Below are 24,042 nucleotides of genomic sequence, written 5' to 3'. Positions count from 1 at the left end.
AGCCCGTCTCACGCCGGCTCAAGGTAGCTCTCCCAGGCATCGATCGACACGACGAGTGTCGGATCGGCGCCCTCGCCCCAGATTTCGCCGCCGGTGAAGGCCACCGTATAGACCCATTGCGGGTTTTCGCCCTGGCCGTGCGCATTGGTGTCGGGAAAGACAAAGCCGTCGCGCACAGCCTCGACGACACCTCGCTTGCCGCGTGCATAGCGCGGCAGTCTGGTGTGGCCGGTCGGATGAAAGTTCCTGGTTCGCACGGGGTCGCCCGCCTTGAACCGCGCAGGCACGGCGACAGGCCGGTCGCAGTGCCCGCCCTTGGCCAGCACCGCCGGAACGTCCTTAGCCTTCAGCACCCGTTTGGGTGTCGCTGCCGGGTCGACTGCGTCGCCCGTAGCCAGGTCGCGGTCGCTGACGAAACCATGGCGTTTGAGCAGCACCTCCAGCGCCTTGATCCATATCTGGTAGTAGCTGGAGGCATAATAATCCGCTGGATGCAGCGATTCTCGCGCGTGCCGACTCTCGTCGATGGTCCAGGCGCCCATGGCGCCGGCGCACAACGTCACGCCCAGCGCCCGCCTTTCCCAATCGGCATGGAAATAGGGTTCGTCCGGTTCGGGCGCGACCGGCCCGAAACCCATCTGGCCGCCGAGATCCTGCGGCCCGTTCATGCCGGCTCCCGCGCCAACGCGGTGCCGATCATGGCATCGCGCGTCACCAGATCGGCGAGCCGTGCCTCATCCCAGCCCTCCGTACCCCGGGGGCGCATCGGCACCACCAGATAGCGCAGCTCGGCGGTCGAATCCCACACCCGGATTGTCGTCCTCGCCGGCAAGGTCAGACCGAATTCCTCGAGCACGCCGCGCGGATCGATCACTGCGCGCGAACGGTAGGGCGGCGCCTTGTACCAGACCGGCGGCAGGCCGAGCACCGACCACGGATAGCAGGAGCATAGCGTGCAGACGACGAGGTTGTGCGTGTCGGCCGTGTTGAACACCGCCTGCATGTGCTCGCCTTGCCGGCCGGTGTAGCCGAGCGATTCGATTGCCGCCGTCGCATCACGCTTCAGCCATGCGGCAAACCCGGGATCAACCCAGGCCTTCGCCACCACCTTTGCGCCGTTGCGCGGCCCGATCTTAGTCTCATAGGTGTCGACGATAACATCGATCGCCGCCGGATCGATCAGGCCTTTGCGGGTGAGAATCGTCTCCAGCGCGCGCACCCGCGCCGCAAAGGGATCAAGCTCGTTGTCGTGGTCGTGATTGTGCGGCATGGCGTCAAATTACGATCGCGGACCTCCGGCCGCAAGCACCACGGCTTGGGCCAGCGCTATTCGGCTGCCGCCTTTTGCGGCACCGGTTCTTCCTCCTCGTCGAACAGTGACGGCTGGTCGACCGCTTCGACCGGGCTCGGCTCGCCCCGGCGCCGCGCCCACAGCCTGACCAGCCAGCCGGAAAAATGCTCCATGTAGACGTAAATGACGGGTGTGACGAACAGCGTCAGTGCCTGCGAGGCGACAAGACCGCCGACCACCGCCACGCCGAGAGGCTGGCGCAATTCCGCGCTGGCGCCGGTGCCGAGCGCGATCGGGATGGTACCCATCAGCGCGGCAAGCGTGGTCATCATGATCGGCCGAAAGCGCATCAGGCAGGCCTTGTGGATGGATTCGACGGGCGACATCCCCTCGCGCCTGAGTTCCAGCGCCACGTCGATCATCATGATGCCGTTCTTCTTGACGATGCCGATCAGCATCAGGATGCCGATCACCGCGATCACCGACAGATCCATCCCCGCCAGCCGCAGTGCCACCAGCGCGCCGAGCACCGCCGATGGAAGCCCGGTCAGGATGGTGAGCGGGTGGATGAAGCTCTCATAGAGCATGCCGAGAACGATATAGATGGTCAGAATCGCGCCGCCGATCAGCAGCCCCTGGTTGGAAAGCGAATCCTGGAACGTCTTGGCCGTGCCCGAGAAGGCGGTCGAGATCGTCGGCGGCATGCCGATCTTGTCCTTCAGCGCGTTGATGTGGCTCACGCTGTCGCCGAGGGCCACGCCTTGCGGCAGATTGTAGGAGATGGTCACTGCCGGAAGTTGGCCGAGCTGGTTGACGGTCAAAGCACCGGCGGTCCGATCGACGCGGGCGAACGCACCGAGCGGCACTAGGCTGCCGCTCGCCGTTCTCACCTTGATGGCCAGCATCCGCTCGGGCGACCACTCGATCTTCGGATCGAGCTCCATGATCACGTCGTAGCTGTCGGCCGAACCGAAGATGGTCGACACCTGCTGGGTGCCGAAACCGCCGTAGAGACTGGAGCGCAGCGTGTCGGTATCGACGCCGAGGTTCGCCGCCTTGTCGCGGTCGATCACCAGCGTCGCCTGTAGCGCGTTGTTCTGCAGGTCATTGGTGACGTCGGTGAAGGCGGCATGATCGGCAGCCATCGCGTCCGTCAGCCTCTGCGCCCAGACGTTCGTCAGGCCGGTATCGAGGCCCTGAACGGCAAGCTGGTAGGCACTCGCCGAAGAACGCGCGCCGAGCCGCAGGTTCTGCACCGGCTGCATGTAGGTTTCGATGCCGGGCACATTGGCCAGCTGGCGCCGCAGGTCCGTAAGCACCTTGTCGATGTTCGGTCGGTGGTCCTTGTCTTTCAGCTGCACAAACAGCTGGCCCTGGTTGAGCGCATTGTTTCCACTGCCCGCCGACCAGCCGACATGCGCGACGTAGGGCGAATGGGTGAAGACATCCGCCACTTGCCCCTGCAGCTTCACCATCGCGTCAAACGAAATGTCCTGGCGCGCGATGGTCGTCACCGAGACCTGGCCGATATCCTCCTGCGGGAAGAAGCCCTTCGGCGAAATCTGGATCAGCCACACCGACAGCCCGGCGGTCACGAGGAAGACAAGGAAGACAAGGAAATTGTGGCGCAGGCAGAATGTCAGCAGCCTGTCATAGCCCCGCATGAAGACGTTTTGTCTATGGCCTTCACCGTGCGCTGCTTTCTGCTCGGCTTTCGATAATGACAACAGCCGCGAGCACAGCATCGGCGTCAGCGTCAGCGAGACGAACATCGACGCCAGGATGGCGACCGTCACCACCACCGCGAATTCGTTGAAGATGCGCCCGATCACGCCGCCCATCAAAAGCACCGGAATGAACACGGCGACCAGCGAGATCGAGATCGAGATGATGGTGAAGCCGATCTCGCGCGCGCCCTTGAGTGACGCCTCGAGGGCCGAGAGCCCGTCCTCCTCCATATGGCGGAAAATATTTTCCAGCATGACGATGGCATCGTCGACGACAAGGCCGACCGCCAATGTCAGCCCCATCAATGAGACGTTGTCGATGGAAAAGCCGAACAGGTACATCACGCCTAGCGTGGCGATGAGCGAAATCGGCACCGCCACAGCCGGGATGACCGTCGCCGTTACCCGGCGCAGGAACAGGAAGATCACCATCACCACCAGCGCGATGGTGAGCAGCAGCGTGAACTGCACGTCATCGACCGCCTCGCGGATCGATGTCGAGCGGTCGTTGAGCAACTGGATGCTCGCCGCTGCCGGCATCTGATCGTCGAAGGAAGGTAGCATCGCCTTGACGCGGTCGACGACGTCGACGGTATTGGCATCCGGCTGGCGCTGCACCGCCATGATGATGGCGCGCGTGCCGTCATACCAGCTTGCCGTCGTCGTGGTCTCGACCGAATCGATGACGCGGGTCACCTCGCCGAGCCGCACCGGATGGCCGTTCTTGGTGGCGATGATGATGTTGGAGAATCCCGCCGCATCGGTCAGCTGCGTGTTCGCGGTGATCGTCAGCTGCTGTTTGTTGTTCTTGAGCACGCCGAGCGGCGTGTTGCTGTTGGCCGAGGCAATGGCCGTCTGCAGCTGGTCGATCGAGATGCCCCGTGCGGCGAGCGCCGTCGGATCGATCTGGACGCGCACGGCATATTTCTGCTGACCGTAGATCGAAACCTGCGCAACGCCATCGATCGTCGACAGCGATGGCGAAATCACATTCTCGGCAAAGGCATCGAGATCGGTCAGCGGAATGGTGTCGCTGACCAGCGACATCAGCAGGATCGGCGCGTCGGCTGGATTGACCTTGCGATAGCTCGGCGGGCTGGTCATCTCCGGCGGCAATTGTCGTTGCGTGCGTGCGATCGCTGCCTGCACGTCGGCCGCGGCGGCGTCTATGTCGCGGTTGAGCACGAACTGAATGGCGATCGAGGTCGAGCCGAGCGAGTTGGTCGTCGAAATCGAATCGATGCCGGCGATGGTGGCAAACTGCTTGATGAGCGGCGTTGCCACCGAGGTCGCCATGGTTTCCGGCGAGGCCCCGGGCAGCGAGGCCGAGACGTTGACCACCGGAAATTCGGCGCTTGGCAGTGCCGCCACCGGCAGGAATTTGTAAGCAAATAGCCCGCCCAGAACCAGAGCGAACGACATGAGCAGCGTGGCGACGGGCCTGCGGATGCAGAATTCGGAAATCATGGCTGTGTTCCGGCTGTCCGGTCAGCCTCGGCAACCTTCGGAGCCGCCTGATCGCCGGTGCCGGTCGAAGCCTTGCCTTCGCGCACCGCCGCGCCGTTCTTCAGTTTGGTCTGACCCTCGACGACGACACGCTCGCCGCTTTTCAATCCTTGGCTAATTGCGGTGTTGGTGCCTTCTGTCAGCGCGACCTGCACGGGCCGCATTTCAACGGTGTTGTCCGGCTTGATCACATAGACGAACGGGCCCTTCTGGCTGGGCTGGACGGCGACCGTCGGAACGGAGGTCATTTGTGGCATGATGCCGGCATCGAGCACGACGTTGACGTATTGGCCCGGCCATAGCGAAAGATCGGCGTTGGGCACACTGGCCCGCGTTGCGATCGTGCCGGACGCCGTGTCTACGCTGGAATCGACGAAATCCAGCGTTCCCTTGCCGATCTGCTTCGGGTCGCCGTCCTTGGTCAGCGTCACCGCACCTTGCTGCGGCGCTGCCAGCGCCTTGTGCAGCAAGGCAAGATCGCTTTCGGGGAGATTGAAGTTCACCTGCAGCGGGTCGACCTGCGTGATCGTCACCAGTGGAGTCGACGTGCTGCTGCCGTTGCTGGTGGTGACGAGATCGCCGACGGCGACGCTGACTGCGCCAAGCCTGCCGGAGATCGGCGCCCTGATCGTGGCGAAGCCAAGCTGGATTTGGTCCGCATCGATCGTTGCCTTGTCGGCGTCGACGGTGGCCGCGGCGGATTTCTGCGCCGCGACGGCCTGATCGTAGGTCTGCTGTGTTCCGGCCTGCCTGGCGACGAGATTTTTGGCGCGCTGAAGATCGGCCGTGGCGCTGGCAAGCAGCGCCTGGTCTTTCGCGAGCGTCGCCTGATCGCGTGCCAGTTGCGCCTTCAACGAGCGATCGTCCAGCGAGAAAAGAAGGTCGCCGGCCTTCACCATCTGTCCGTCCTTGACCGCGATTGCGACGATCTGGCTCGAGACCCGCGCGTTGATGCTGACCACGGCTGGAGAGGACACAAAGCCGATGGCATAGCGCCGGACCGGGAAATCGGCCGTCGTAGCGGTGGCGGCAACCACCGAAGTCGTACGCGCGGCATTTGCCGCTGCAGCGGGCTTGTCCGCCGTCGCCGTCTGCTTCGCCGACAGCATCTGCTGAAGACCGCTCATTGCGCTGGGCGAAAGATAGAGCCACGCCGCGGCAACGCAGGCTGCAGCGATCACCGCTAATACGATCTTTCCGCGCATCGACAAAAGACCTCTCGATCCGACACGCCGCTATCCGGTGGCCGTAGTCTAGCTCAACTCGCAGCCTCTTGCCGCGCTTTTGCCAGATAATAGAGGATGCCGACGGCGAAAAAGGGCCAAAACCCGTCATTACGAAGATTTAATGTGCAGTGCACAATAGAACGGCAGCTAACGCAGCATCGGCCACAGCGTCGCCGCAAGCATCACACCCATGGCGATGTTGAACCATTTGAGCCGCACCGCATCCGCCAGAAAGCCGCGCAGCGCCATGCCGAAACCGGCCCAGGTCGAAATGCTCGGCAGCATGACGACGGCGAAAGCGGCTCCGATCAGCACCACCGACACAAACGGGCGTTCCGGATTGGTATAGACGGCCATGGCTGTAATCGCCATCACCCAGGCCTTGGGATTGACCCACTGGAAAGCCGCAGCCTCGATGAAGCGCATCGGCTGGCCCTTCGCCTCGCCTTCGCCGCCGAGCGAGCGCGACATGGCGATCTTCCAGGCGAGATAAAGCAGGTAGAGGCCGCCGGCGATCTTCAACCCGGTATGCAGGACCGGAAAGGCCGTCAACACGGCGCCAAGCCCGAAGCCTACGGCAAGCAACAGCACGAGGAAGCCGATGCCGATGCCGAGCATGTGTGGCACGGTCTTGACCAAGCCGAAATTCACGCCCGAGGCCAAAAGCATGAAATTGTTCGGACCCGGCGTGATCGAGGTCACGAAGGCATAAACCAGCAGGGCGAAGAATGCGTCGAATGTCATGGAGGAATCGCAAAGATCAATAATACTAAAATACTGACTTAAATCGATGAAATGCTGAGTGCAAATGCAATTCGTTGGTCCACGCGCCCCAAGCGTTCCTTCATATCTTAGGCCAATATCCGCTGAGAACATCTATCTGCGGTAGGGCTGCACCGACCATAGATCTGAATCCGGGGCAGTTTCGCGCTGACGGCGCACGCGTCGCAGCCCTTTGCGTCTCGGCGTATTCTCCGGAATCTTGACGCTGTGCGCCAGACCCAGGATCGCCAGAACCTGAATGAATAGCCAGCCGAGATCGATCTGTCCGTGTTCCAGACCAAGCCGTGCAGACTCGGGAAACGCGTGATGGTTGCCGTGGAAACTCTCGCCGAACGTTACCAGCCCGAAACGCGGCAAATTGTATCCTTGCACGGCAACGTCGTCGACGCGCCATCCTTGCTCCCCATCCCGGTGCGCAAAATGCCCAACCAACCAATGCCCGGTAAGCGACACTGAAACGCGCACCGCGATTCCCCATACCACCCAATCCCAGCCGCCAAGTGCGAAAAAGAGGATCGCCCAGGGCAGTTGTTGCAGCATCCAGGTGCGTTCGACGAACTTGTAGAACCGGTCATTCCTGATCGAGGGTTCGATGACGAAGGTGGGTGGATTGCGCAAAGCGACCGCGCAATGCATCTGCCAGAAGGCATCGGTGAAAAATGGCCGACGATGGGCATGGAGATCGTGACATGCGGTCTGGCGCTGAGCCCAGTCACGAATATCGTGAGCATAGATCATCCCAAAAGGACCGGCCATGCCGACGAGCACGCCAAGGTAGACCAGCGCATGCTCGACCCAGATATGAACCTTGAACGACCGGTGGATGAGCAGACGGTGCATCCCCACCGAGTGTCCGGCGCAGATTGTCGCCGCCGTTGTCGCAACGAATAAGGCGAAGGCACTCCAGCTAAATGTCATCGGTCCCAACACAATGGCGGCTATCGTCATCGCCCCGACCCAGATCGACTTTGCCGGCACCCACACGACTTTGCCGTCTTCGGCGTCACTGTCCTGTTGGGAAATCATTCTGCCCGTGGATATGGTTTTCATCGGTACCCCTCCTCCTGCATGAACATTTCCGGACCACAGGCTTGCCTTCTGGCGCGTCTTTCGTTACTTAGGCAGTAAGCTAATCGTCTACTACTACTAATTAGGTATTTAGGCAATAGTCTAAATTAAAATGAGAAAAGCGGACCGAGGCGCAGCCAACGCCTCGGCATCACAAGGTGGCAGACAGTGATCGAAGATGCAGAGCACGCAGCGGATGCCGAAACGGCTGCTCACGCAAATGGCGCGATACAGCGCGTGTTTGAAGCGCTATCTTCAGCGCCCCGGCGCAAGATCCTCGCCTATCTTGCGCACTCTTCCCTAACGGCGGGCGAGATCGCGGCGCGCTTCGAGATGTCGAAACCGTCGATCTCGCAGCATTTGAGCATTCTCGAGACGGCCGGGCTCATCGCCAAGGAGCGGCACGGACAGTTCATCCACTACTCTCTGGTCCAGAACAATCTTGTGAACACGCTGAATGGATTTGTTCAGGATGTCTGCCCGGTATCGCGCCCTATCAAGAGAGAAAGCAAAGTACTTGGTCGAGGCGAGGCAGCGCAAAGATCGCACTTGCGCAAATCTGAAAAGCCCTAGCGGCTTTGCATCGTTTTCATGAGCGCCTTGGCGTATCGGCAGGCGTCAAATTCCATAGCGATCTCGCAAGACTTTTTGTAAGCGGCCATCGCCTCGGCTTCGTCCACAGAGACGCCTTCACCATGCTGAAGGGCGCTGCCATACATGGTGCAACCCCAGGCATCGCCCTCATTGCAGCTCAGCTTGAATGTGCGATAAGGGCAAGATTCATTGGCACTACCGGCGGCAAGCGGTTTGTTTAGCCCAAGCCGACCCAAGAGAATTCCCGCGCCGCGATTTGTGCAGCCGCCGATACTGCCAATAGCGCAGGCCTGGGCGAACATCTCCTCGGTCCATTGCTTGTCTTCTGGCGAGTGCTCCTGGATGACCCTGGCCGTCTCGAAACAGGCTTCGCCCCTGCGTCCGTCGAAACACCGCTTGGCACAGGCCAAGACGTCTTTCTCACAACCTTGGTAATCTATTCCCGGCGTGGAAAAGAGCGCGTCATCGACGCCCGACGCCCTGCGCCAAATATCGGCCGGGCATTGTTGGAAATAATAGCTCGGTGTGCCCCTGCGGTCGATTTCTTCAAACAATTTCGGCAGCACTGACTTGTCGAATACCGGCTCCTGGCTGGCCGCCGCCGTCGTGACCGCAAGAACGATTGCGCCGGCGCCTGCTAGAATTGCCGCCGCGAGCATCATGATCACATCCCTTGTGGGCCGCGGTTCATCGCCGCCACTCCGGTACGGCAGATTTCAACTAGCCCGAGCGGTTTCATGATGGCGATGAACTGATCGAGCTTGGAGCCCTTGCCGGTGATCTCGAAGATGAAATGCTCGGTGTTGGCATCGATGACGCTGGCGCGGAATGCATCGGCGAGCCGGAGCGCCTCGACGCGGGCTTCGCCGGTGCCGGCGACCTTGACCAGCGCGAGTTCCCGCTCCAGTGGCCGCTCTTGTCCGAATTCCTGCGACCGCACGGTGAGATCGACGACGCGGTGCACCGGCACGATGCGCTCGAGCTGGTGCTTGATCTGCTCCAGCACGTGCGGCGTGCCGCGCGTCACGATGGTGATGCGCGACAGGTGCTTTTCGTGCTCGGTTTCCGAGACCGTCAGGCTCTCGATGTTGTAGCCACGTCCGGAAAACAGGCCGATGACCCGCGCAAGCACGCCCGGCTCGTTGTCGACCAGGACCGAAAGCGTGTGGTTCTCTGGTTTTTCCGTCTCCTTGGCGATGAAATAGGCGGAGCCGGTCGGTTGCAACTGTGCGTTCATGACATAAATCTCGATTTCAAACTTTTGCGCTAATCTGCTGTTTCCGCACAGCTTCCTCCAACCAGACTACACCAGTTCCCTGCCCTTGGCGTCGATCGCGTTGGCCACAGCTTCGTCCGTCGCCTCGTCCGGCAACAGCATCTCGTTATGCGCCTTGCCGGACGGGATCATCGGGAAGCAGTTGGCGAGCGTCGCCACGCGGCAGTCGAACAGGACGGGCTTCTTGACCGCTATCATCTCCTTGATGGCGTCGTCGAGCTCGTCCGGCTTGTCGCAGCGAATGCCGTGGCCGCCATAGGCTTCGGCGAGCTTGACGAAATCCGGCATCGCCTCGGTATAGGAGTGCGACAGCCGGTTGCCGTGCAGCAGCTGCTGCCACTGCCGCACCATGCCCATATATTGGTTGTTGAGGATGAAGATCTTGATCGGCGCCTCGTGCTGCACCGCGGCGCTCATCTCCTGCATCGTCATCTGCACCGAGGCGTCGCCGGCGATATCGATGACCAGCGCATCCGGGTGCGCGATCTGCACGCCGAGCGCGGCCGGCAGGCCGTAGCCCATCGTGCCCAGTCCGCCGGAGGTCATCCAGCGGTTCGGCTTCTCGAAATGATAGTGCTGTGCCGCCCACATCTGATGCTGGCCGACCTCGGTGGTGATGTAGGTGTCGAGGTCCTTGGTCAGCGCATAGAGCCGCTGGACGGCATATTGCGGCATGATCACCTCGTGGTTCATCTTGTAGGCGAGCGAATCGCGCGCGCGCCATTTGGCAATCTGCTCCCACCACGGGTGAAGCGCTTTCTTGTCGGCCTTGGCGGTTGCCCGCCACAGCCGCACCAGATCCTCCAGCACACGCCCGACATCGCCGATGATCGGCACGTCGGTGTGGACGTTCTTGTTGATCGACGACGGGTCGATGTCGATGTGGATCTTCTTCGAATTCGGCGAAAACGCCGTCAGCCGCCCGGTGATGCGGTCGTCGAAGCGCGCGCCGATGCAGAGCATGACGTCGCAATCGTGCATCGCCATGTTCGCTTCATACGTGCCGTGCATGCCGAGCATGCCCATCCAGTTCTTGCCCGACGCCGGATAGGCGCCGAGGCCCATCAGCGTCGAGGTGATGGGAAAGCCGGTGAGGTCGACCAGCTCGCGCAGCAAATGGCTCGCCTCCGGGCCGGAATTGATGACGCCGCCGCCCGAATAGATGATCGGCTTCCTGGCGCCGGCCATCAGCTCGACCGCCGCCTTGATCTTTTCCAGATCGCCCTGGACCTTCGGTTGGTAGCTGGTGCGCGGCGCCGTCTGCGGCGGGACATAGATACCCTTGGCGAACTGCACGTCCTTCGGAATGTCGACGACGACCGGACCGGGGCGCCCTGTGGTTGCCACATGGAAGGCCTCGTGGATCGTTGCCGCGAGCTCGTTGACGTCCTTCACCAGCCAGTTGTGCTTGGTGCAGGGCCGCGTGATGCCGACCGTGTCGCACTCCTGGAACGCATCCGAGCCGATCAGCGAAGTCGGCACCTGGCCGGTCAGGCAGACCAGCGGGATCGAATCCATCAGCGCGTCCTGCAATGGCGTCACCGCATTGGTGGCGCCCGGCCCTGAGGTCACCAGCATGACGCCGGCCTTGCCGGTCGAGCGCGCATAGCCTTCCGCCGCATGGCCCGCGCCCTGCTCATGGCGGACGAGGATGTGCTCGACCTCGTCCTGCTGGAAGATTTCATCGTAGATTGGCAGAACCGCGCCGCCCGGATAGCCGAAAACATGCTTGACGCCGTTGTCCTTCAGCGCCTGCACCACCATTTCGGCGCCCGTCATTTCGCTCCTTGGCATTTCAGTTCTTGGCATTTCGCGCCGCTCATTCTGTCCACTGCTCATCGGTCTGGTCCCGTACTGTTCGCCATCTGGCGATTGCTGGTCGTTTAGTCGTATTTCGGGCAATAAAAAAGGCCCCCGAGGGAGCCTGTGTCTTGCGCATGGGAGGTCATCGCCCGGCGGTTACACCGCCTTGCCCACGCGCTTTCCTACGAGAATGAGTGCCTTTTTCATGGTGGCGGACAATAGAATTGGTTTGACGCCGCTGTCAACGGCGAATGTGCACTTGGCCTGACGTCGGCACATCCGCCCATTGTGCACCCGCGCGGCCTTTCCGTCGCGCGGGTCTTCCGTTTCAGGCGCAGAGCACCACACCCCTCGCCTTGGCCCAGCGCTCGATGATCTTGCGCTCCTCGAGAGAGGCGAGACGGTTGCCGAAACCGCGCACCTGCACCGCACGGTTTTGCGGGTCGAGTTCGATCGTCAGCAACCGCTCGATCTTGCCGAGCGCCGAGCGCCGCAGCACCCAGATCGAGGCATTGCCGGCGATGCATTTGGCCGCGTATATCGAGACGCAATGATGCATCGCCCGGCTCTCGGCGACCAGATCCTCGGCTGTCTTCAACTGACGGATGAAGAAACGCTCGCCATGCGCCCTTGCCTCTTTGGTCGACGGCTGCCAGTCCCAGTCGTCGAGGCGCGAGCCGTCCCAGGCGCGACCCTGCGACTGCGTCCCGGCAGTACGCGTGGCCCGCCCGGCAGCGCGGCGGCGCATTGCCTCGATGCGTTCGATCGCGGCAATGTCTCGATGCCATTCCAGCATCTGCCGACGCAGCGAGGCGAGCGTGCGACCCTTCAGGCTTTACGCCGCATCGCGCTGGTGCACGGCGCCGATATAGTCGCATAGATCGTCGATCTCCTCCTTCGACGCGGGTTGCCCGCAGAAGAACCGTGTCACCTCGCGCCAGAAGGCCAGATCGTTACGTGGCGTGCGCGCGATTTTCGACTTGGCAAGTCGGGCCGCCAACCCGGAATCATCCGTGTAGGACCGGACGATCGCCACCCAAAATGCCTCGTCGAACGTGAAATCGCCGGGCAAGTTCAAGAAGCAATGCACCTCCTTGCGAGACAGCCACGCACAGGCGCCCGCCTTGTAAAGCGAGTCACCACGCGCCACTGCGATATACCAAGCCTTGCGAAGCGCAATCTCGCCGGCATTCAACCCCGAGCTGTCCAGCCAGATCCCCTCGAGCGCGGCTGTAACCGGGTAGCGCGCATAGAGATGACGCGCCGCGGCCAGCCGCAGCCGCGCGGGGTCGCGCGTCTTCAGCTTTGGACGCCACAGCGCGCCGTCGCGGATCGCCATGCCGGCAAAGCCCCGACGTGCCTCGTCGAGCGCCCGCTCGAAATCCGGAGCGGGACGCGGGACGGGAAAAACCCGCCGCAGCGTTACGGCGTATGCTTCAATGCGTTCGCGCTCGGCATCCTGCCTGCGCTGGATCATGGACTTTGCCATGGCCGTTCTTCCTGATTGGAACCCTGTCGGCCGCACGCAATTCCAGCGTCGGCACGGAATGTGTCGATCTGGATCGCCGGGTCATTGACAGGTCTCCTTTCAGGACGACGGATCAGAATGGGCGGCTTCTCTAAGCTCGCCGCCAATTTGACGCAAGAGCTATTCTTTCCATGCCCGCGATGGTCTGACTGGTGTTGCAAAGGTGCATCGTTGTCGCCATCAGCGTGTCCGGCCGACGCGTTTCCAGTAGATGAGGGTGCCTGTCAGCCCGCCATGCGGCTTCAGCGCATAATCCGGTATTTCGCCGGCCAGCGTGAAGCCGAGCTTTTCATAGAGCCCGGAAGCCCCCTCCTCTTTTGCCGTGTCGAGGACCAACAGCGTGCGGCCTTTCTCCACGGCAACGGCTTCCGCCGCCTCCATCAAGCGGGTTGCGATGCCCTTGCCGCGATAATCGAGGCGGGTCATCAGCTTGGCGATCTCGGCCCGGTGCGGCTGGTTGGGAGGGCAGTCGAGCAGCAAGGTGACGGTGCCGACCAGAGCCTCGCCGTTCCAGGCCCCAAGCACCGCCCTTTCGCCCCTGGCGGCCGCATGAAGCGACCTGTTCCAGAAGGCCGCGGCCATCTCCGGCGCCAGCGGATGCATAAAGCTGACCGAGCCGCCGGCAGCGACTGTCCCGATCAGCAGATCCGCCAGCATTTTTTGCGTTCCGTCAGTCGTGGTGAGTGGCCTGATTTCGATCGAACTCATGTGGTTCCCCTGCGCCGTCCGTCAATCGAAATGACTGATCCGCTTCCGCTTCCTGGCCCGCCGGATTTCCGCGATGCGATCGGCGTCTTCCTCTTGCAGATGTCGCCCGCGTTCCAGCAGTTCGAGCGTGTATTCCTCATAGGTCAGGCCCAGCCGCTCGGCCTTGTCCAGCCGCATCAGCATGATCTCGCGGCTCGGCACTTTCCATGCCTGGGCATGGGCGGTCCGCCAGGCAAGAAACACATAGGGCTCACCCTTGCCCCAGGGCGGACCGTTATAGTCGTCGAACGGCGGACCGCCATTGTCGGAGCGTTTCGGACGGCGCGCCTTCACCTCAGCTCCTGGCCAACGCAACCAGATAGTCGGCGGCGTCCGGCCCCGGAGCGTGAAAGACGCAATCGGATGGCGCGCCGAGTGCCAGGCAGTCGCCGGGTTCGAGCCGGTGAACGATGTCCCCCTCGGTGAATTCCAGCCGCCCGGAGATCAGCCATATCTGTTGCCTGATGAAGGCATAGGACGCCGCCGGGAAACTTACCTTGGCGCCGGCCGGCAACTGGATCCGGATCAGTTCGAGGGGTATGTCGGAGACCGGCGAAAGATGCCGCCGCACATAACCCGTAGCCGGATCGCGCCAGAGCGGCTGGTCACGTTCGCGAAGCAGGCCACCGCCCTGCAATTCCGCCCTTGCGATCAATGTGGACAGCGTCATGCCGAAGGCGGCCGCAATGCGCACAAGGAGTGCCGCCGTCGGGCTGGTCATGCCGCGTTCTACCGTGCTCAGCATGGCTTTCGAAACATCGGACCGCTCCGCCAGCTCTGCCAGGGACCAGCCTCGAGCCACTCTTTCGGCATGTATTCGTCTGCCGATGGTCGAGGAGATGTCGTTCGCTATATCATCCATTAATCCAATATATCGAAATTTTTCTACGGAGCAACGGCCGTTTCATCCATTTTTCGCAAACTCCTTAATGTCCGCTAAACCATCCGGCCTCATCCCACCTTAACCCCGTTCGCCTAGGCTCATCGCTTGGGAAAAGGGATCGGCGTGTCCATGCTCGTTGAACGCGAAGGCTCCATTGGGGAACCGACTTTGCTGGAGCGCCGCAGGGCGGAGCAGAACGACAAGCGCATTCTGGGCAATGTCGTGCAATGCGACGGCGCGCGCGCCACCATCAGCGCCTATGCCGACGATATCGAAGGCACGGTCACCGGCCTGTGGAGCGTCGGCAAGATGATCTCGATCAATCTCGGTACATCACGAACCGTCGGCCTGGTCTATGAAATCGGCAAGTCGGATCGTGCCTGGAGCAGCGAGGGCCAGAATCCGATCGAGGTCAGCATCGAATTGATCGGCGAGGTGCGCGACGGTGCCGAACCCGGCGCGAAGCCGATCTTCGACCGTGGCATCACAACCTACCCGCATATCGGCGCCATTGCCCATCGTATCCGCAGCCGCGACCTGCAGGCCGTCTACGATCTCGCCGGTCGTCATTCGATCACCATCGGCACGCTGTCGCAGGACGAGGCCATCGACGCCAATATCGCCATCGACGATACGCTGGCGCGCCATTTCGCCATTGTCGGCACCACCGGGGTTGGCAAATCGACCGCCGTGTCGCTGCTCTTGCGCAAATCGATCGCCGCCCGGCCCGACCTGCGCGTGCTCATCCTCGATCCACACAACGAGTTCGCCGCGTCGTTGCCCGAATATTGCGTCAGGGTCGATTCGACGACGCTCGACCTGCCCTTCTGGATGTTCAAGCTCGAGGAATTTGCCGAGGTGCTGTTTCGCGGCCGCGAGACGGTTCCGGAAGAGGTCGACGCCTTGCGCGATCTCATTCCCGCGGCCAAGAACCTCTACCGCAATCCGAACTCCGGCAACTATCTACGGCGCAGCACCGATGTGCTGACCGCCGACGCGCCGGTGCCCTATCGCATTGCCGACCTCATCAAGCTGGTCGACGAACGCATGGGATTGCTGGAAAGCAAGAACGATCGCCCGACGCTCAGGTCACTGAAGACACGTATCGAATCGGCGGCATCCGATCCGCGCTACCGTTTCATGTTCAACTCGCGCCTGATCGAGGACACCATCCACGAGACGATCGGCAACATCTTCCGCGTGCCGCATCACGGCCGCCCTGTGACCTGCTTCGAAATGGCCGGCATGCCGTCCGAGGTGGTCAATTCCGTATGCTCGGTGCTGGCGCGGCTGGCCTTCGACCTGGCGTTGTGGAGCGAAGGCCGTCTGCGGCTGCTCTTCCTGTGCGAGGAAGCGCATCGCTATATGCCGGCCGATCCGCGCCTCGGTTTCGCGCCGACGCGGCACGCGCTGTCGCGCATCGCCAAGGAAGGCCGCAAATATGGCTGTTATCTCGGCGTCGTCACCCAGCGCCCGGGCGAACTCGACCCGACCATCCTGTCGCAGTGCTCGACGTTCTTTGCCATGCGGCTCGCCAACGAGCAGGACCAGGCGATCATCCGCTCGGCGATCGCCGACTCCTCGGCTTCGACGCTGGCGTTCCTGTCTTCCATGGGCCAGCGCGAGGCCATTGCCTTCGGGGAAGGCGTGGCGACGACGATGCGGATGAAGTTCGAAAAGCTCTCCGAGGATTTGATCCCCGGCACCGCCAAGCGCGCAGACGCCTTGCGGTCCGAAACCGGCGACGAGGTCGACCTCGTGGCGATCGTCGAACGGCTGCGCAACGTGCCGAAATCACAGCAGGCAATGCCTTTCGCGGAAGTCGTCGATCCGGGCCGGCAGTCCGGCGATTCGGACTATCGCAAGCCGTCGGCCGCACGCACCCAGCGAAACGACGATTTCGACTTGCGCTACGGCCTCAAGCCGGCGACCTTCGGCCTGCGCCCCCCAGAATGATTGAGCCGAGCGACTTTTAGGCAGCGCTCGCAGATATCAAAGCTGAGTTTCGATGGCTGTCTTGTCTATAACTGACCACACTTGGCGAATTTTCCCTCTCTGAAACTCATAGAATACGTTCTCGGCAAACGAAATTCTCTTCCCGCTTACATCGAGCCCAAGGAACGTTCCCCTTGGCGCGCAGTCGAAGCTTAGCCGGCTCGCTATATAAGGCGGATCGGCAACCAATAGCTGAATGTCGAAGTAAAGGTCCGGAATTTCGTCGAAGTCTCTCACCAACATTTCGAGATAGCCGGACAATCCGAGCTTGCGACCGTTGTGGGTCACTTCATCATGAACAAACCGCCCCAGATTTGGCCAATCCTGCTTGTTCAGGCATGCAATATAGCCTCGGTAAAGACCGGAGAGATCGGATTTAGTCACGGCAACACCTCTATTTCCGGCAAGCCCCGCAAAGGCAGCATCTCGGCTTGACTGGGTGACGTCAGTCTGCGTGCACCGGAAACGCAGAAAACGATACCAGACGGCCGGCATCACGAATTCAATGACGGAATTTCAGGCACAGACGCGGTTGCGCCCTTGCCTCTTCGCCTCATAGAGCTGGCGATCGGCGCGGCGATAGAACTCCTCGGCGGTTTCCTTGCGATCCCAGACGGCAAGCCCGACGCTGGTGGTGATTTTCAGTCGGACATTGCCCGTCAGCACCGCCATGTTGGCGATCGCCTTGCGGATGCGCTCCGCGAATTTGGATAGCAGCTCGGCGTCCATATTGGGCGTGACCACCGCGAACTCCTCGCCGCCCAGGCGCGCCACCACGTCGTGATAGCGTGTCATGTCCTTGAGACAGTTGGCGACCGCCCGCAACACCTCGTCGCCGACATCGTGGCCGTGGCTGTCGTTGACCTGCTTGAAATGGTCGAGGTCGAGGATCATCAGCCCTACTGGTTTCTCGATGCGACGGAACTCTTCGAGATATTCCTTCAGCGCATCGTCGAAATAACGCCGGTTCTGCATGCCGGTGAGGCTGTCGGTGAGCGCCGCATGCTCTAGCGTCTCCGAACGCGCGCTGAGCGAAACGGTCATGGCGCGCAGCTTGCCTTCTTCCGTCGCCTGCTTTCGGATCAGCGGGTAGATGAAGAAAATGCCGAAGAACAGCGCAGTCGCCAGCAGCACGCCCGTCGCAAACAGCAGCTTGTTGAGATAGACGATTTCATCGAGTTCCGAAGGCGTATTGCTAATGTCGGCGGCCAGGGTTTGCAGGAGCCCATAGGCGTAAAGCGTCACCAGGCCGGCGGCCAGGATCACAAAAATAAAGACGAAAAAGGCTGATTCCGCCTTGTGGAAACGCATCTGCTCCCCGTTGGAAAGTTCGTAACGATCTTATGGCATGCGGGAACTTACGGACAGTTAACCTGGACAACTTCAACGCGAAATGTCCCCTCGGTGTCGACTTTTCAGGTTGCGCTCGAAGGAGGGAGTGAGAGCATCGAGTCGATCCCCTCACCAGGACGCAATCTCTGCCATTCCGGGCCCAATTGGTGCCTGAACCAGGTCGCCTGCCGTTTGGCATATTGCCGCGTCGCGATTTTCGCGCGCTCGATGGCCTCGGGAAAACTGAAGGCGCCGGCCAGCGCGGCCTGAAGCTCGCGAACACCGATTGCTTTCATCGCCGGCAGGTCGGGATCGAGGCCGAGCGCTGAAAGCTGTTTCACCTCGTCCAGTGCCCCCTTGTCCAGCATGCGGTCGAAGCGAGCATCGATCCGCTCCACCAGCGCCGTTCGCTCCGGCTCGATGACGAAAAAGCGCGCGCTGCTCCTGTCGATCAACGGCCGGCCACGCGCGGCCTGCCAGTCCAGGATGGAACGCCCCGACGCGTCGAGCACCTCCAGCGCCCGCACGATGCGCTGGCCATCCGTCGGCTTCAGCATCATGCCGGCCGCAGAATCCTCGCGCAACAGGATGCGGTGCAATCTCACTGCGCCCTGTTCCTGGAGCTCGTAACGCCAGCGATCGCGGATCGACTTCGGAATGTCGGGCATCTCCGAGATACCTTCCGTGAGCGCCCGGAAATAAAGCCCGGTACCGCCGACGAAAATCACTGGCCGCTCCGAGAGCGTGCCGTCGTCGATCAGCTTCGTGACATCACGCAACCAGGCGCCGGTGGAATAGGCGGTGGACGGATCGACGTGTCCATAAAGAAAGTGGGGGACGCGGGCGAGTTCGGCAGGACCAGGCCGCGCCGTCAGCACGTCGAGCACCGAATAGCCTTGCATGGAATCGGTGTTGACGATGACACCGCCATTGCGCTCGGCGAGGTCGAGTGCGAGCGCCGACTTGCCGCTGGCGGTCGGCCCGGCTATCAGGATCGCGTTCTTCACGCGGCCTTCGCCCGCCTGTCCGCTGGAATTTTCGATGCCGCTGATCGCCACGCTTCTATCCCATCCCGCCGGCCGCGCATTGACGCCGACGCTAGCGAATATGGCCTCGCGGTCGGTCGGCGCAAGCGCTGTTCGCTGGCTGGCCGAAGGCATTGCCTGCGAACTCGACTTGCCGGAGACCGCCGACGCTTCCGAAATAACGGCGCGCCTGCAGGCCGCGCTTGCTTCCGAACCGATCGACGTGGCCGTCCAGCCGGCTGAGAACAGGCGCAAGAAGATCCTGATCGCCGACATGGATTCGACGATGATCGACCAGGAGTGCATCGACGAGCTTGCCGACGAGATCGGCGTCAAGGATCGCGTCGCCGCCATCACGGCGCTATCCATGAACGGCGAGATCGCATTCGAGCCGGCCTTGCGCGAGCGCGTGGCGCTGCTCAAGGGTCTCGATGCCGCAATCATCGACCGCATCATCGACAATCGCCTGACGCTAGCCTCCGGCGGCCGCACGCTCGTCCAGACAATGGCGGCCAATGGCGCCTGGACGGCGCTGATCTCCGGTGGTTTCGACATCTTCACCACCCGCATCGCAGCATTGCTCGGCTTTCACGAAAATCGCGCCAACCGCCTGATCGAGCAGGATCGCCGCTTCACCGGCTTGGTCGCCGAACCGATCCTCGGCCGCGCCGCCAAGGCCGAAGCCCTTATCGAGATTTCCGCCCGCCTCGGCCTGACGCCTGCCGATGCCATTGCCGTCGGCGACGGCGCCAACGATCTCGACATGATCCGTCTTGCCGGCATCGGCGTCGCCTTGCATGCCAAGCCGGCCGTGGCAGCCGAGGCAAAGATCCGCATCGACCACGGCGACCTCACCGCCTTGCTTTATCTGCAGGGTTATCGCCGGGAGGAATTTGTCGAATGACGCCGATCCGCACCGAGCGCCTGATCCTGCGCAACTGGGGAGATCGTGACCGCGAGCTCTTCCATCGCATCAATTCCGACGAGCGCGTCATGGAATTCTTTCCGTTTCGGCGCGACCGTGCCCAGTCGGACGCCAAGATGGAGGAGTTGCGCGCGGCTATCGATCGCGACGGCTTCGGCTTCGCGGCCGCTGAGATCGCAGCCACAGGTGAATGCATCGGCTTCGTCGGCATAACCCGAACCGATCATTTGCCATTCCTGCCGCCCGGCACGATCGAGATCGGCTGGCGGCTGGCACCCGAATTCTGGGGCCGCGGCTATGTCACCGAAGCAGCCGAAGCCTGGCTGACCTATGGCTTTGAAAGACTTGGCCTCGACGAAATCGTGTCCTTCGCAGTCAAGGATAACAGCCGGTCCACTGCCGTCATGGAGCGCCTGGGCATGATCGCCGACCCGGCCTCCGACTTCGACCATCCCGGTGTTCCGGACAGCCACACCGCACTCAGGCGACATGTCTTCTACAGGCTGCCACGCACAGACTGGCAGGCAAGAAAAAGGGCGGCCCGCTAGCCGCCCTTTTTCGTTTCAAGATCAGAGTGTGGCAGGCTCTTCCGGACTCAATCCATCCGGATTGTCACAAACCTCAGCTCGCCGGTCTTCGACGCCAGCATCAAAAGCGCGTTCTTGCGCCCCTGCTCCTTCAGCGCGCCGATCCGGTCCATGACGTCCTTGGGCGTTGCGACCGATTCCTGCGCGATCTCGGTGATCACTTCGCCCGGCTGGATGCCGCGTTCGGCAGCCGCCGAATCCTTGGCGACGTCGGTCACGACGACGCCGGAGACGTCGGCGGCAATGCCGAACTTCGTGCGCGTCTCCTCATTGAGCTCGCCGATCGTCATGCCGAGCACGGCAGCCGTCGAAACCGCAGGCGCCTTGTCGGCATCGTCCTGGTCGGTGTTGCCGTTTTCACCGCCGCTGGCAAGCTTTTCGCCGTCCTCGAGCCGGCCGAGCGTCACCTTGACGGTCTGCTCGACCCCTTTGCGCACGATGATCACGTCGACCGCCTTGCCGACCGGGCTCTCCGCCACGACGCGCGGCAGGTCGCGCATTTCATGGATGTCCTTGCCGTCGAATTTGATGATGACGTCGCCGGCCTGGATTGTGCCGTTGTCGACCGGCCCGCCCTTGATGACGCCGGCGACCAGCGCGCCCTTGGCGGTCGCCATGCCCAGGCTTTCGGCAATGTCGTCGGTCACCGGCTGGATGCGCACGCCGAGCCAGCCGCGCCGCGTCTCGCCGAACTGGCGAAGCTGGTCGACGACGCCCGAGGCAAGCTGCGACGGGATCGAGAAGCCGATGCCGATCGAGCCGCCCGATGGCGAGATGATTGCCGTGTTGATGCCGATGACTTCGCCGCTGCTGTTGAACAGCGGTCCGCCGGAATTGCCGCGGTTGATCGCGGCATCGGTCTGGATGAAGTCGTCATACGGGCCGGAATTGATGTCGCGATTGCGTGCCGAGACGATGCCGACCGTCACCGTGCCGCCGAGACCGAACGGATTGCCGATCGCCATCACCCAGTCGCCGACACGCATCGTGTTGGAATCGCCGAACTTCACCGCCGTCAGCTTGTGCCCTTTCGGATCGACCTTCAGCACCGCGACATCGGTCTTGGTGTCGGTGCCGACCAGCGTCGCCTTGAGCGTCACCCCATCGGAGAAATTCACCTCGATGTCGTCGGCATCGGCAATGACGTGGTTGTTGGTCACCACGATGCCCTGCTCGGCGTCGACCACGAAGCCGGAGCCCAGCGACTGCACCTTTTGCCCGCCGCCGCCCTTGTCGCCGCCACGGTTCTTGAAGAAATCGTCGAAGAAGTCCTGGAAGGGCGAGCCCTCCGGCAGCTGCGGCATCGGCACTGCGCCCGGCCCCTCAGTGCCTTTAACAGTCTGCGACGTCGAGATGTTGACCACGGCGCCAAGCAGGCCGGCGGCGAGATCGGCAACCGAGGGCGGCCCGTCGGCTGCCATCGTCGGCGCCACGAACGACGGAACGGCAACGGCGCCGACCAGAAGCGCAGCGGCCCCGGCGATGAACGTCCGCCTCGCTGCACGCAGAAGGGTGGTGGATGTCATCGAAAGGCCTCCGGGTGTTCTGAAAAAAAACCGCTTCGGCAAAAATGCCGGTCCGCGTCATGTTGGCAAGAAATAAGGCACGTTTGCGGCTATGGCTACCGCCAGAGGATAAATCCTCCGTTACGCCGGCTATCCCTGCACCGGCCCTACTGGCCGGTGCTTGGCTGCGCTGCCGGTGGGGCGGGAGCGGCAGGTGCTGGCGCTGGTGCCGCCGGTGCCACAGGCGTTTCCTTGCTGTCCGGGTCACGGAAGAAGCGGAAGAACTCGGAATTCGGCGACAGCACCATCGTCGTTCCGGCGCTGTTCAGCGCCGTGCCATAGGCATTCATCGACCGATAGAAATCGAAGAAGGCCGGATCGCGCTGATAGGCCCCGGCAAACGTGGCACTGCGCTGGGCTTCACCTTCACCGCGCAGGATTTCAGACTCTTTTTGCGCTTCGGCGACGATTTCGACCACTTCGCGATCGGCGCGAGCCCTGATCCGCTGCGCTGCCTCGTTGCCGCGCGCTCTCAGCCGCTCGGCTTCGGCGAGACGTTCGGCCTTCATGCGGTCGAAGGTCTGCTGCGAGACTTCGGCCGTGAGATCGGTGCGGCGGATGCGGACATCCTCGATCTGCAGGCCAAGCGAGGTGGCATCGGGCCTCAGTTGATCGCGCACCTCGCGCATCATCACCGCGCGCTCTTCCGAGAGTGCCGCCTCGAAGTCGCGCAGGCCGTAGACGCGGCGCAAGGCAGCGTCGAGACGCGTCCTCAGCCGGGCCTCGGCCAGTTCGATCTGGCCGGAGACCGCGGCGCGGAACACACGCGGGTCCGAGATACGATAGGCGATAAAGGCATCGACCTCATAGAATTTGCCGCCCGAAACCTGGACACGGATGTTGTCGAGGTCGAAGCGCAGGACCCTGTTTTCGATCAGCTGGACGGTGTCGGCATCGAAGAAGGAGAATGGCGCCTTGAAATAGATGCCCGGCTGGTTCTTGACGTCGACGATTTCGCCGAACCTGAGCACCAGCGCCTGCTGGCGCGCATTGACGACGAAGACCGACGAATAGAGCAGGAACAGGATGACCGCGGCGATGACCGCAATGACGGGAAGACGGTTGGCCATCACTGGTTTCCTCCGGTGGCCGGTGCCGGCGCCTTCTGCTGCAATGCCGGCAGCGGCAGGTAGGGAACGACCCCTTGCCCGTTGCCTTGCTCGACGATGACCTTGCTCGAATCCTTCAGCACCCTCTCCATCGTTTCCAGGTAGAGTCGCTTGCGCGTCACCTCCGGCGCCTTGGCATATTCGTCATAAACCGAGATGAAGCGCTGCGCCTCGCCTTCGGCCTCCTGCACGACCCGGTTTTTGTAGGCGGCCGCGTCTTCGCGGATCTGTGCGGCCGCACCGCGTGCCTGGCCGAGCTTCTGATTGGAATACTGATTGGCCTGCTCGACGAACTTGTCCTCGTCCTGCTCGGCGCGCTGCACCTCGTCGAACGCGTCTGCCACCTCGCGCGGTGGCGCGGCGTCCTCGATCGAAATGGCGTTGACGTTGAGGCCGGCCTTGTAACCGTCCAGCGTCGTCTGGATGATCTCACGCACCGACGCCGCGATGCCTTGCCGGTCGTCGCGGAAAATGTCTTGCGCCGGGCGCCGGCCGACCGCTTCGCGCATCGCGCTTTCGGCGACCTGCTGCAGCATGCCGTCCGGGTCGGACACGTCGAACAGATAGGCCTTAGGGTCGGAGACCTGATAGGCCACAGAGAACTGCACATTGACGATGTTCTGGTCGCCGGAAAGCATCAGGCCATTGCCGCTGGAACTGCCGCCGCCGATACTGACAAGCTGCTCGGCGATGTTGGCGGTCTCGACCGTTTCGATGGGCCACCAATGGAAATGCAGGCCAGGCTGCGACAGCTCCGCCTTCGGCTTGCCGAACCTGAGTTCCACCGCAACTTCGTCGGGCTGCACGGTGTAGACCGCCTTGAACGCCCATAGCACCACCAGCGCCGCGGCAATCAGCCCGAACACGGCAGGGCTCGCGCCACCGCCGCCCGGCAGCGCGCGCCGCAACCTGTCCTGCCCGCGCCGGATGATATCCTCGAGATCGGGAGGCGAGCCCTGCGGGCCGCTGGGTCCTTTTGGTCCCTGACCCCAAGGCCCCTGATTGTTGCCGCCGCCCCACGGGCCGCCGCCGCCGCTCTTGTCGTTCCAGGGCATGAATGTCCTTTCGCTTG

Annotated in this window: 24 protein-coding genes; 4 read left to right on the top strand and 20 right to left on the bottom strand. The window is 62.3% G+C overall.

Going from position 1 to position 24,042, the window contains the following annotated elements:
• Positions 1 to 8 precede the first annotated feature (8 nt).
• The 6 genes from nthB to NKI97_RS21205 form a co-directional block, all read right to left on the bottom strand.
• Positions 9 to 668, bottom strand: a complete 660-nt coding sequence (gene nthB / locus NKI97_RS21230; RefSeq protein ID WP_352680213.1) for a nitrile hydratase subunit beta — start codon at positions 666 to 668, stop codon at positions 9 to 11.
• Positions 665 to 1,270: a nitrile hydratase subunit alpha gene (gene nthA / locus NKI97_RS21225; protein ID WP_352570421.1), complete on the bottom strand. Its 606-nt coding sequence runs from the start codon at positions 1,268 to 1,270 to the stop codon at positions 665 to 667. Before nthA ends, nthB begins: the two co-directional genes overlap by 4 nt.
• 56 nt (positions 1,271 to 1,326) lie before the next feature.
• Positions 1,327 to 4,485, bottom strand: a complete 3,159-nt coding sequence (locus NKI97_RS21220; RefSeq protein WP_352836418.1) for an efflux RND transporter permease subunit — start codon at positions 4,483 to 4,485, stop codon at positions 1,327 to 1,329.
• On the bottom strand, positions 4,482 to 5,729 hold the full coding sequence (locus NKI97_RS21215; RefSeq protein WP_352450056.1) for an efflux RND transporter periplasmic adaptor subunit: 1,248 nt from the start codon (positions 5,727 to 5,729) through the stop codon (positions 4,482 to 4,484). Before NKI97_RS21215 ends, NKI97_RS21220 begins: the two co-directional genes overlap by 4 nt.
• A 168-nt stretch (positions 5,730 to 5,897) precedes the next feature.
• A complete protein-coding gene (locus tag NKI97_RS21210; RefSeq protein WP_352450057.1) occupies positions 5,898 to 6,494 on the bottom strand; it encodes a LysE family translocator in 597 nt (198 codons plus the stop codon).
• A 132-nt stretch (positions 6,495 to 6,626) separates the two neighbouring features.
• Positions 6,627 to 7,583 (bottom strand): acyl-CoA desaturase, encoded by a 957-nt coding sequence (locus NKI97_RS21205; RefSeq protein WP_352705109.1) that lies wholly within the window; start codon positions 7,581 to 7,583, stop codon positions 6,627 to 6,629.
• Between the two features lie 186 nt (positions 7,584 to 7,769).
• Here NKI97_RS21205 and NKI97_RS21200 point away from each other — a divergent pair, with 186 nt between their 5' ends.
• The gene (locus NKI97_RS21200) at positions 7,770 to 8,174 is read left to right on the top strand and encodes a metalloregulator ArsR/SmtB family transcription factor (protein WP_352450059.1); all 405 of its coding nucleotides are present in this window, start codon (positions 7,770 to 7,772) and stop codon (positions 8,172 to 8,174) included.
• Here NKI97_RS21200 and NKI97_RS21195 read toward each other — a convergent pair.
• From NKI97_RS21195 to NKI97_RS21160, 8 genes are all read right to left on the bottom strand, one after another.
• Positions 8,171 to 8,857, bottom strand: coding sequence for an SEL1-like repeat protein (locus NKI97_RS21195; RefSeq protein ID WP_352836414.1), 687 nt, complete (start codon positions 8,855 to 8,857; stop codon positions 8,171 to 8,173). The genes NKI97_RS21200 and NKI97_RS21195 overlap by 4 nt on opposite strands.
• Before the next feature lie 2 nt (positions 8,858 to 8,859).
• Positions 8,860 to 9,432, bottom strand: a complete 573-nt coding sequence (gene ilvN, locus NKI97_RS21190) for an acetolactate synthase small subunit (protein ID WP_023676680.1) — start codon at positions 9,430 to 9,432, stop codon at positions 8,860 to 8,862.
• Positions 9,433 to 9,498: 66 nt separating this feature from the next.
• Entirely contained in the window at positions 9,499 to 11,250 is a 1,752-nt protein-coding gene (locus NKI97_RS21185; RefSeq protein WP_352644617.1) for an acetolactate synthase 3 large subunit, read from the bottom strand.
• A 352-nt stretch (positions 11,251 to 11,602) separates the two neighbouring features.
• Positions 11,603 to 12,070, bottom strand: a complete 468-nt coding sequence (locus tag NKI97_RS21180; protein WP_352836411.1) for a PcfJ domain-containing protein — start codon at positions 12,068 to 12,070, stop codon at positions 11,603 to 11,605.
• A 39-nt stretch (positions 12,071 to 12,109) separates the two neighbouring features.
• The gene (locus NKI97_RS21175; RefSeq protein WP_352836409.1) at positions 12,110 to 12,751 is read right to left on the bottom strand and encodes a hypothetical protein; all 642 of its coding nucleotides are present in this window, start codon (positions 12,749 to 12,751) and stop codon (positions 12,110 to 12,112) included.
• Positions 12,752 to 12,982: 231 nt separating this feature from the next.
• Positions 12,983 to 13,510, bottom strand: coding sequence for a GNAT family N-acetyltransferase (locus tag NKI97_RS21170; protein WP_352836406.1), 528 nt, complete (start codon positions 13,508 to 13,510; stop codon positions 12,983 to 12,985).
• A 21-nt stretch (positions 13,511 to 13,531) separates the two neighbouring features.
• Entirely contained in the window at positions 13,532 to 13,843 is a 312-nt protein-coding gene (locus NKI97_RS21165) for a hypothetical protein (protein ID WP_352836403.1), read from the bottom strand.
• 1 nt (position 13,844) lies between these two features.
• Positions 13,845 to 14,411 (bottom strand): helix-turn-helix domain-containing protein, encoded by a 567-nt coding sequence (locus tag NKI97_RS21160; protein WP_352644866.1) that lies wholly within the window; start codon positions 14,409 to 14,411, stop codon positions 13,845 to 13,847.
• A gap of 150 nt (positions 14,412 to 14,561) precedes the next feature.
• On the opposite strand from NKI97_RS21160, the gene NKI97_RS21155 reads away from it, so the two are divergent.
• Positions 14,562 to 16,388 (top strand): ATP-binding protein, encoded by a 1,827-nt coding sequence (locus NKI97_RS21155; RefSeq protein ID WP_352836400.1) that lies wholly within the window; start codon positions 14,562 to 14,564, stop codon positions 16,386 to 16,388.
• A gap of 36 nt (positions 16,389 to 16,424) precedes the next feature.
• Here NKI97_RS21155 and NKI97_RS21150 read toward each other — a convergent pair whose 3' ends face one another.
• From NKI97_RS21150 to miaA, 3 genes are all read right to left on the bottom strand, one after another.
• Entirely contained in the window at positions 16,425 to 16,811 is a 387-nt protein-coding gene (locus tag NKI97_RS21150) for an ester cyclase (RefSeq protein WP_352471649.1), read from the bottom strand.
• Positions 16,812 to 16,943: 132 nt separating this feature from the next.
• Positions 16,944 to 17,738 (bottom strand): GGDEF domain-containing protein, encoded by a 795-nt coding sequence (locus NKI97_RS21145; protein WP_352471623.1) that lies wholly within the window; start codon positions 17,736 to 17,738, stop codon positions 16,944 to 16,946.
• A gap of 104 nt (positions 17,739 to 17,842) precedes the next feature.
• The gene (miaA, locus tag NKI97_RS21140) at positions 17,843 to 18,811 is read right to left on the bottom strand and encodes a tRNA (adenosine(37)-N6)-dimethylallyltransferase MiaA (RefSeq protein WP_352836438.1); all 969 of its coding nucleotides are present in this window, start codon (positions 18,809 to 18,811) and stop codon (positions 17,843 to 17,845) included.
• Between miaA and serB the strand changes: the two genes are divergently transcribed.
• Together serB and NKI97_RS21130 are read left to right on the top strand one after the other, a co-directional pair.
• On the top strand, positions 18,801 to 19,688 hold the full coding sequence (gene serB / locus NKI97_RS21135) for a phosphoserine phosphatase SerB (RefSeq protein ID WP_352450067.1): 888 nt from the start codon (positions 18,801 to 18,803) through the stop codon (positions 19,686 to 19,688). The genes miaA and serB overlap by 11 nt on opposite strands.
• Complete coding sequence (locus NKI97_RS21130; RefSeq protein WP_023676690.1) at positions 19,685 to 20,257, top strand: GNAT family N-acetyltransferase; 573 nt, start codon at positions 19,685 to 19,687, stop codon at positions 20,255 to 20,257. The genes serB and NKI97_RS21130 overlap by 4 nt, the downstream gene beginning before the upstream one ends.
• A 47-nt stretch (positions 20,258 to 20,304) precedes the next feature.
• Here the strand turns inward: NKI97_RS21130 and NKI97_RS21125 are convergent, their stop codons facing one another.
• The 3 genes from NKI97_RS21125 to hflK form a co-directional block, all read right to left on the bottom strand.
• On the bottom strand, positions 20,305 to 21,822 hold the full coding sequence (locus tag NKI97_RS21125) for a DegQ family serine endoprotease (RefSeq protein ID WP_352450068.1): 1,518 nt from the start codon (positions 21,820 to 21,822) through the stop codon (positions 20,305 to 20,307).
• Between the two features lie 146 nt (positions 21,823 to 21,968).
• Complete coding sequence (gene hflC / locus NKI97_RS21120; protein ID WP_023676692.1) at positions 21,969 to 22,931, bottom strand: protease modulator HflC; 963 nt, start codon at positions 22,929 to 22,931, stop codon at positions 21,969 to 21,971.
• Positions 22,931 to 24,025 carry an FtsH protease activity modulator HflK gene (hflK, locus tag NKI97_RS21115; protein ID WP_023676693.1) on the bottom strand — a complete coding sequence of 365 codons (1,095 nt, stop codon included), beginning with the start codon at positions 24,023 to 24,025 and terminating at the stop codon, positions 22,931 to 22,933. The genes hflC and hflK overlap by 1 nt, the downstream gene beginning before the upstream one ends.
• Positions 24,026 to 24,042: the final 17 nt, after the last annotated feature.

Source organism: Mesorhizobium sp. M0296, assembly GCF_040321675.1.
Taxonomy (GTDB): domain Bacteria; phylum Pseudomonadota; class Alphaproteobacteria; order Rhizobiales; family Rhizobiaceae; genus Mesorhizobium.
Note: the sequence above shows the minus strand (reverse complement) of the source record. Positions and strands in the feature narration are given on the sequence as shown.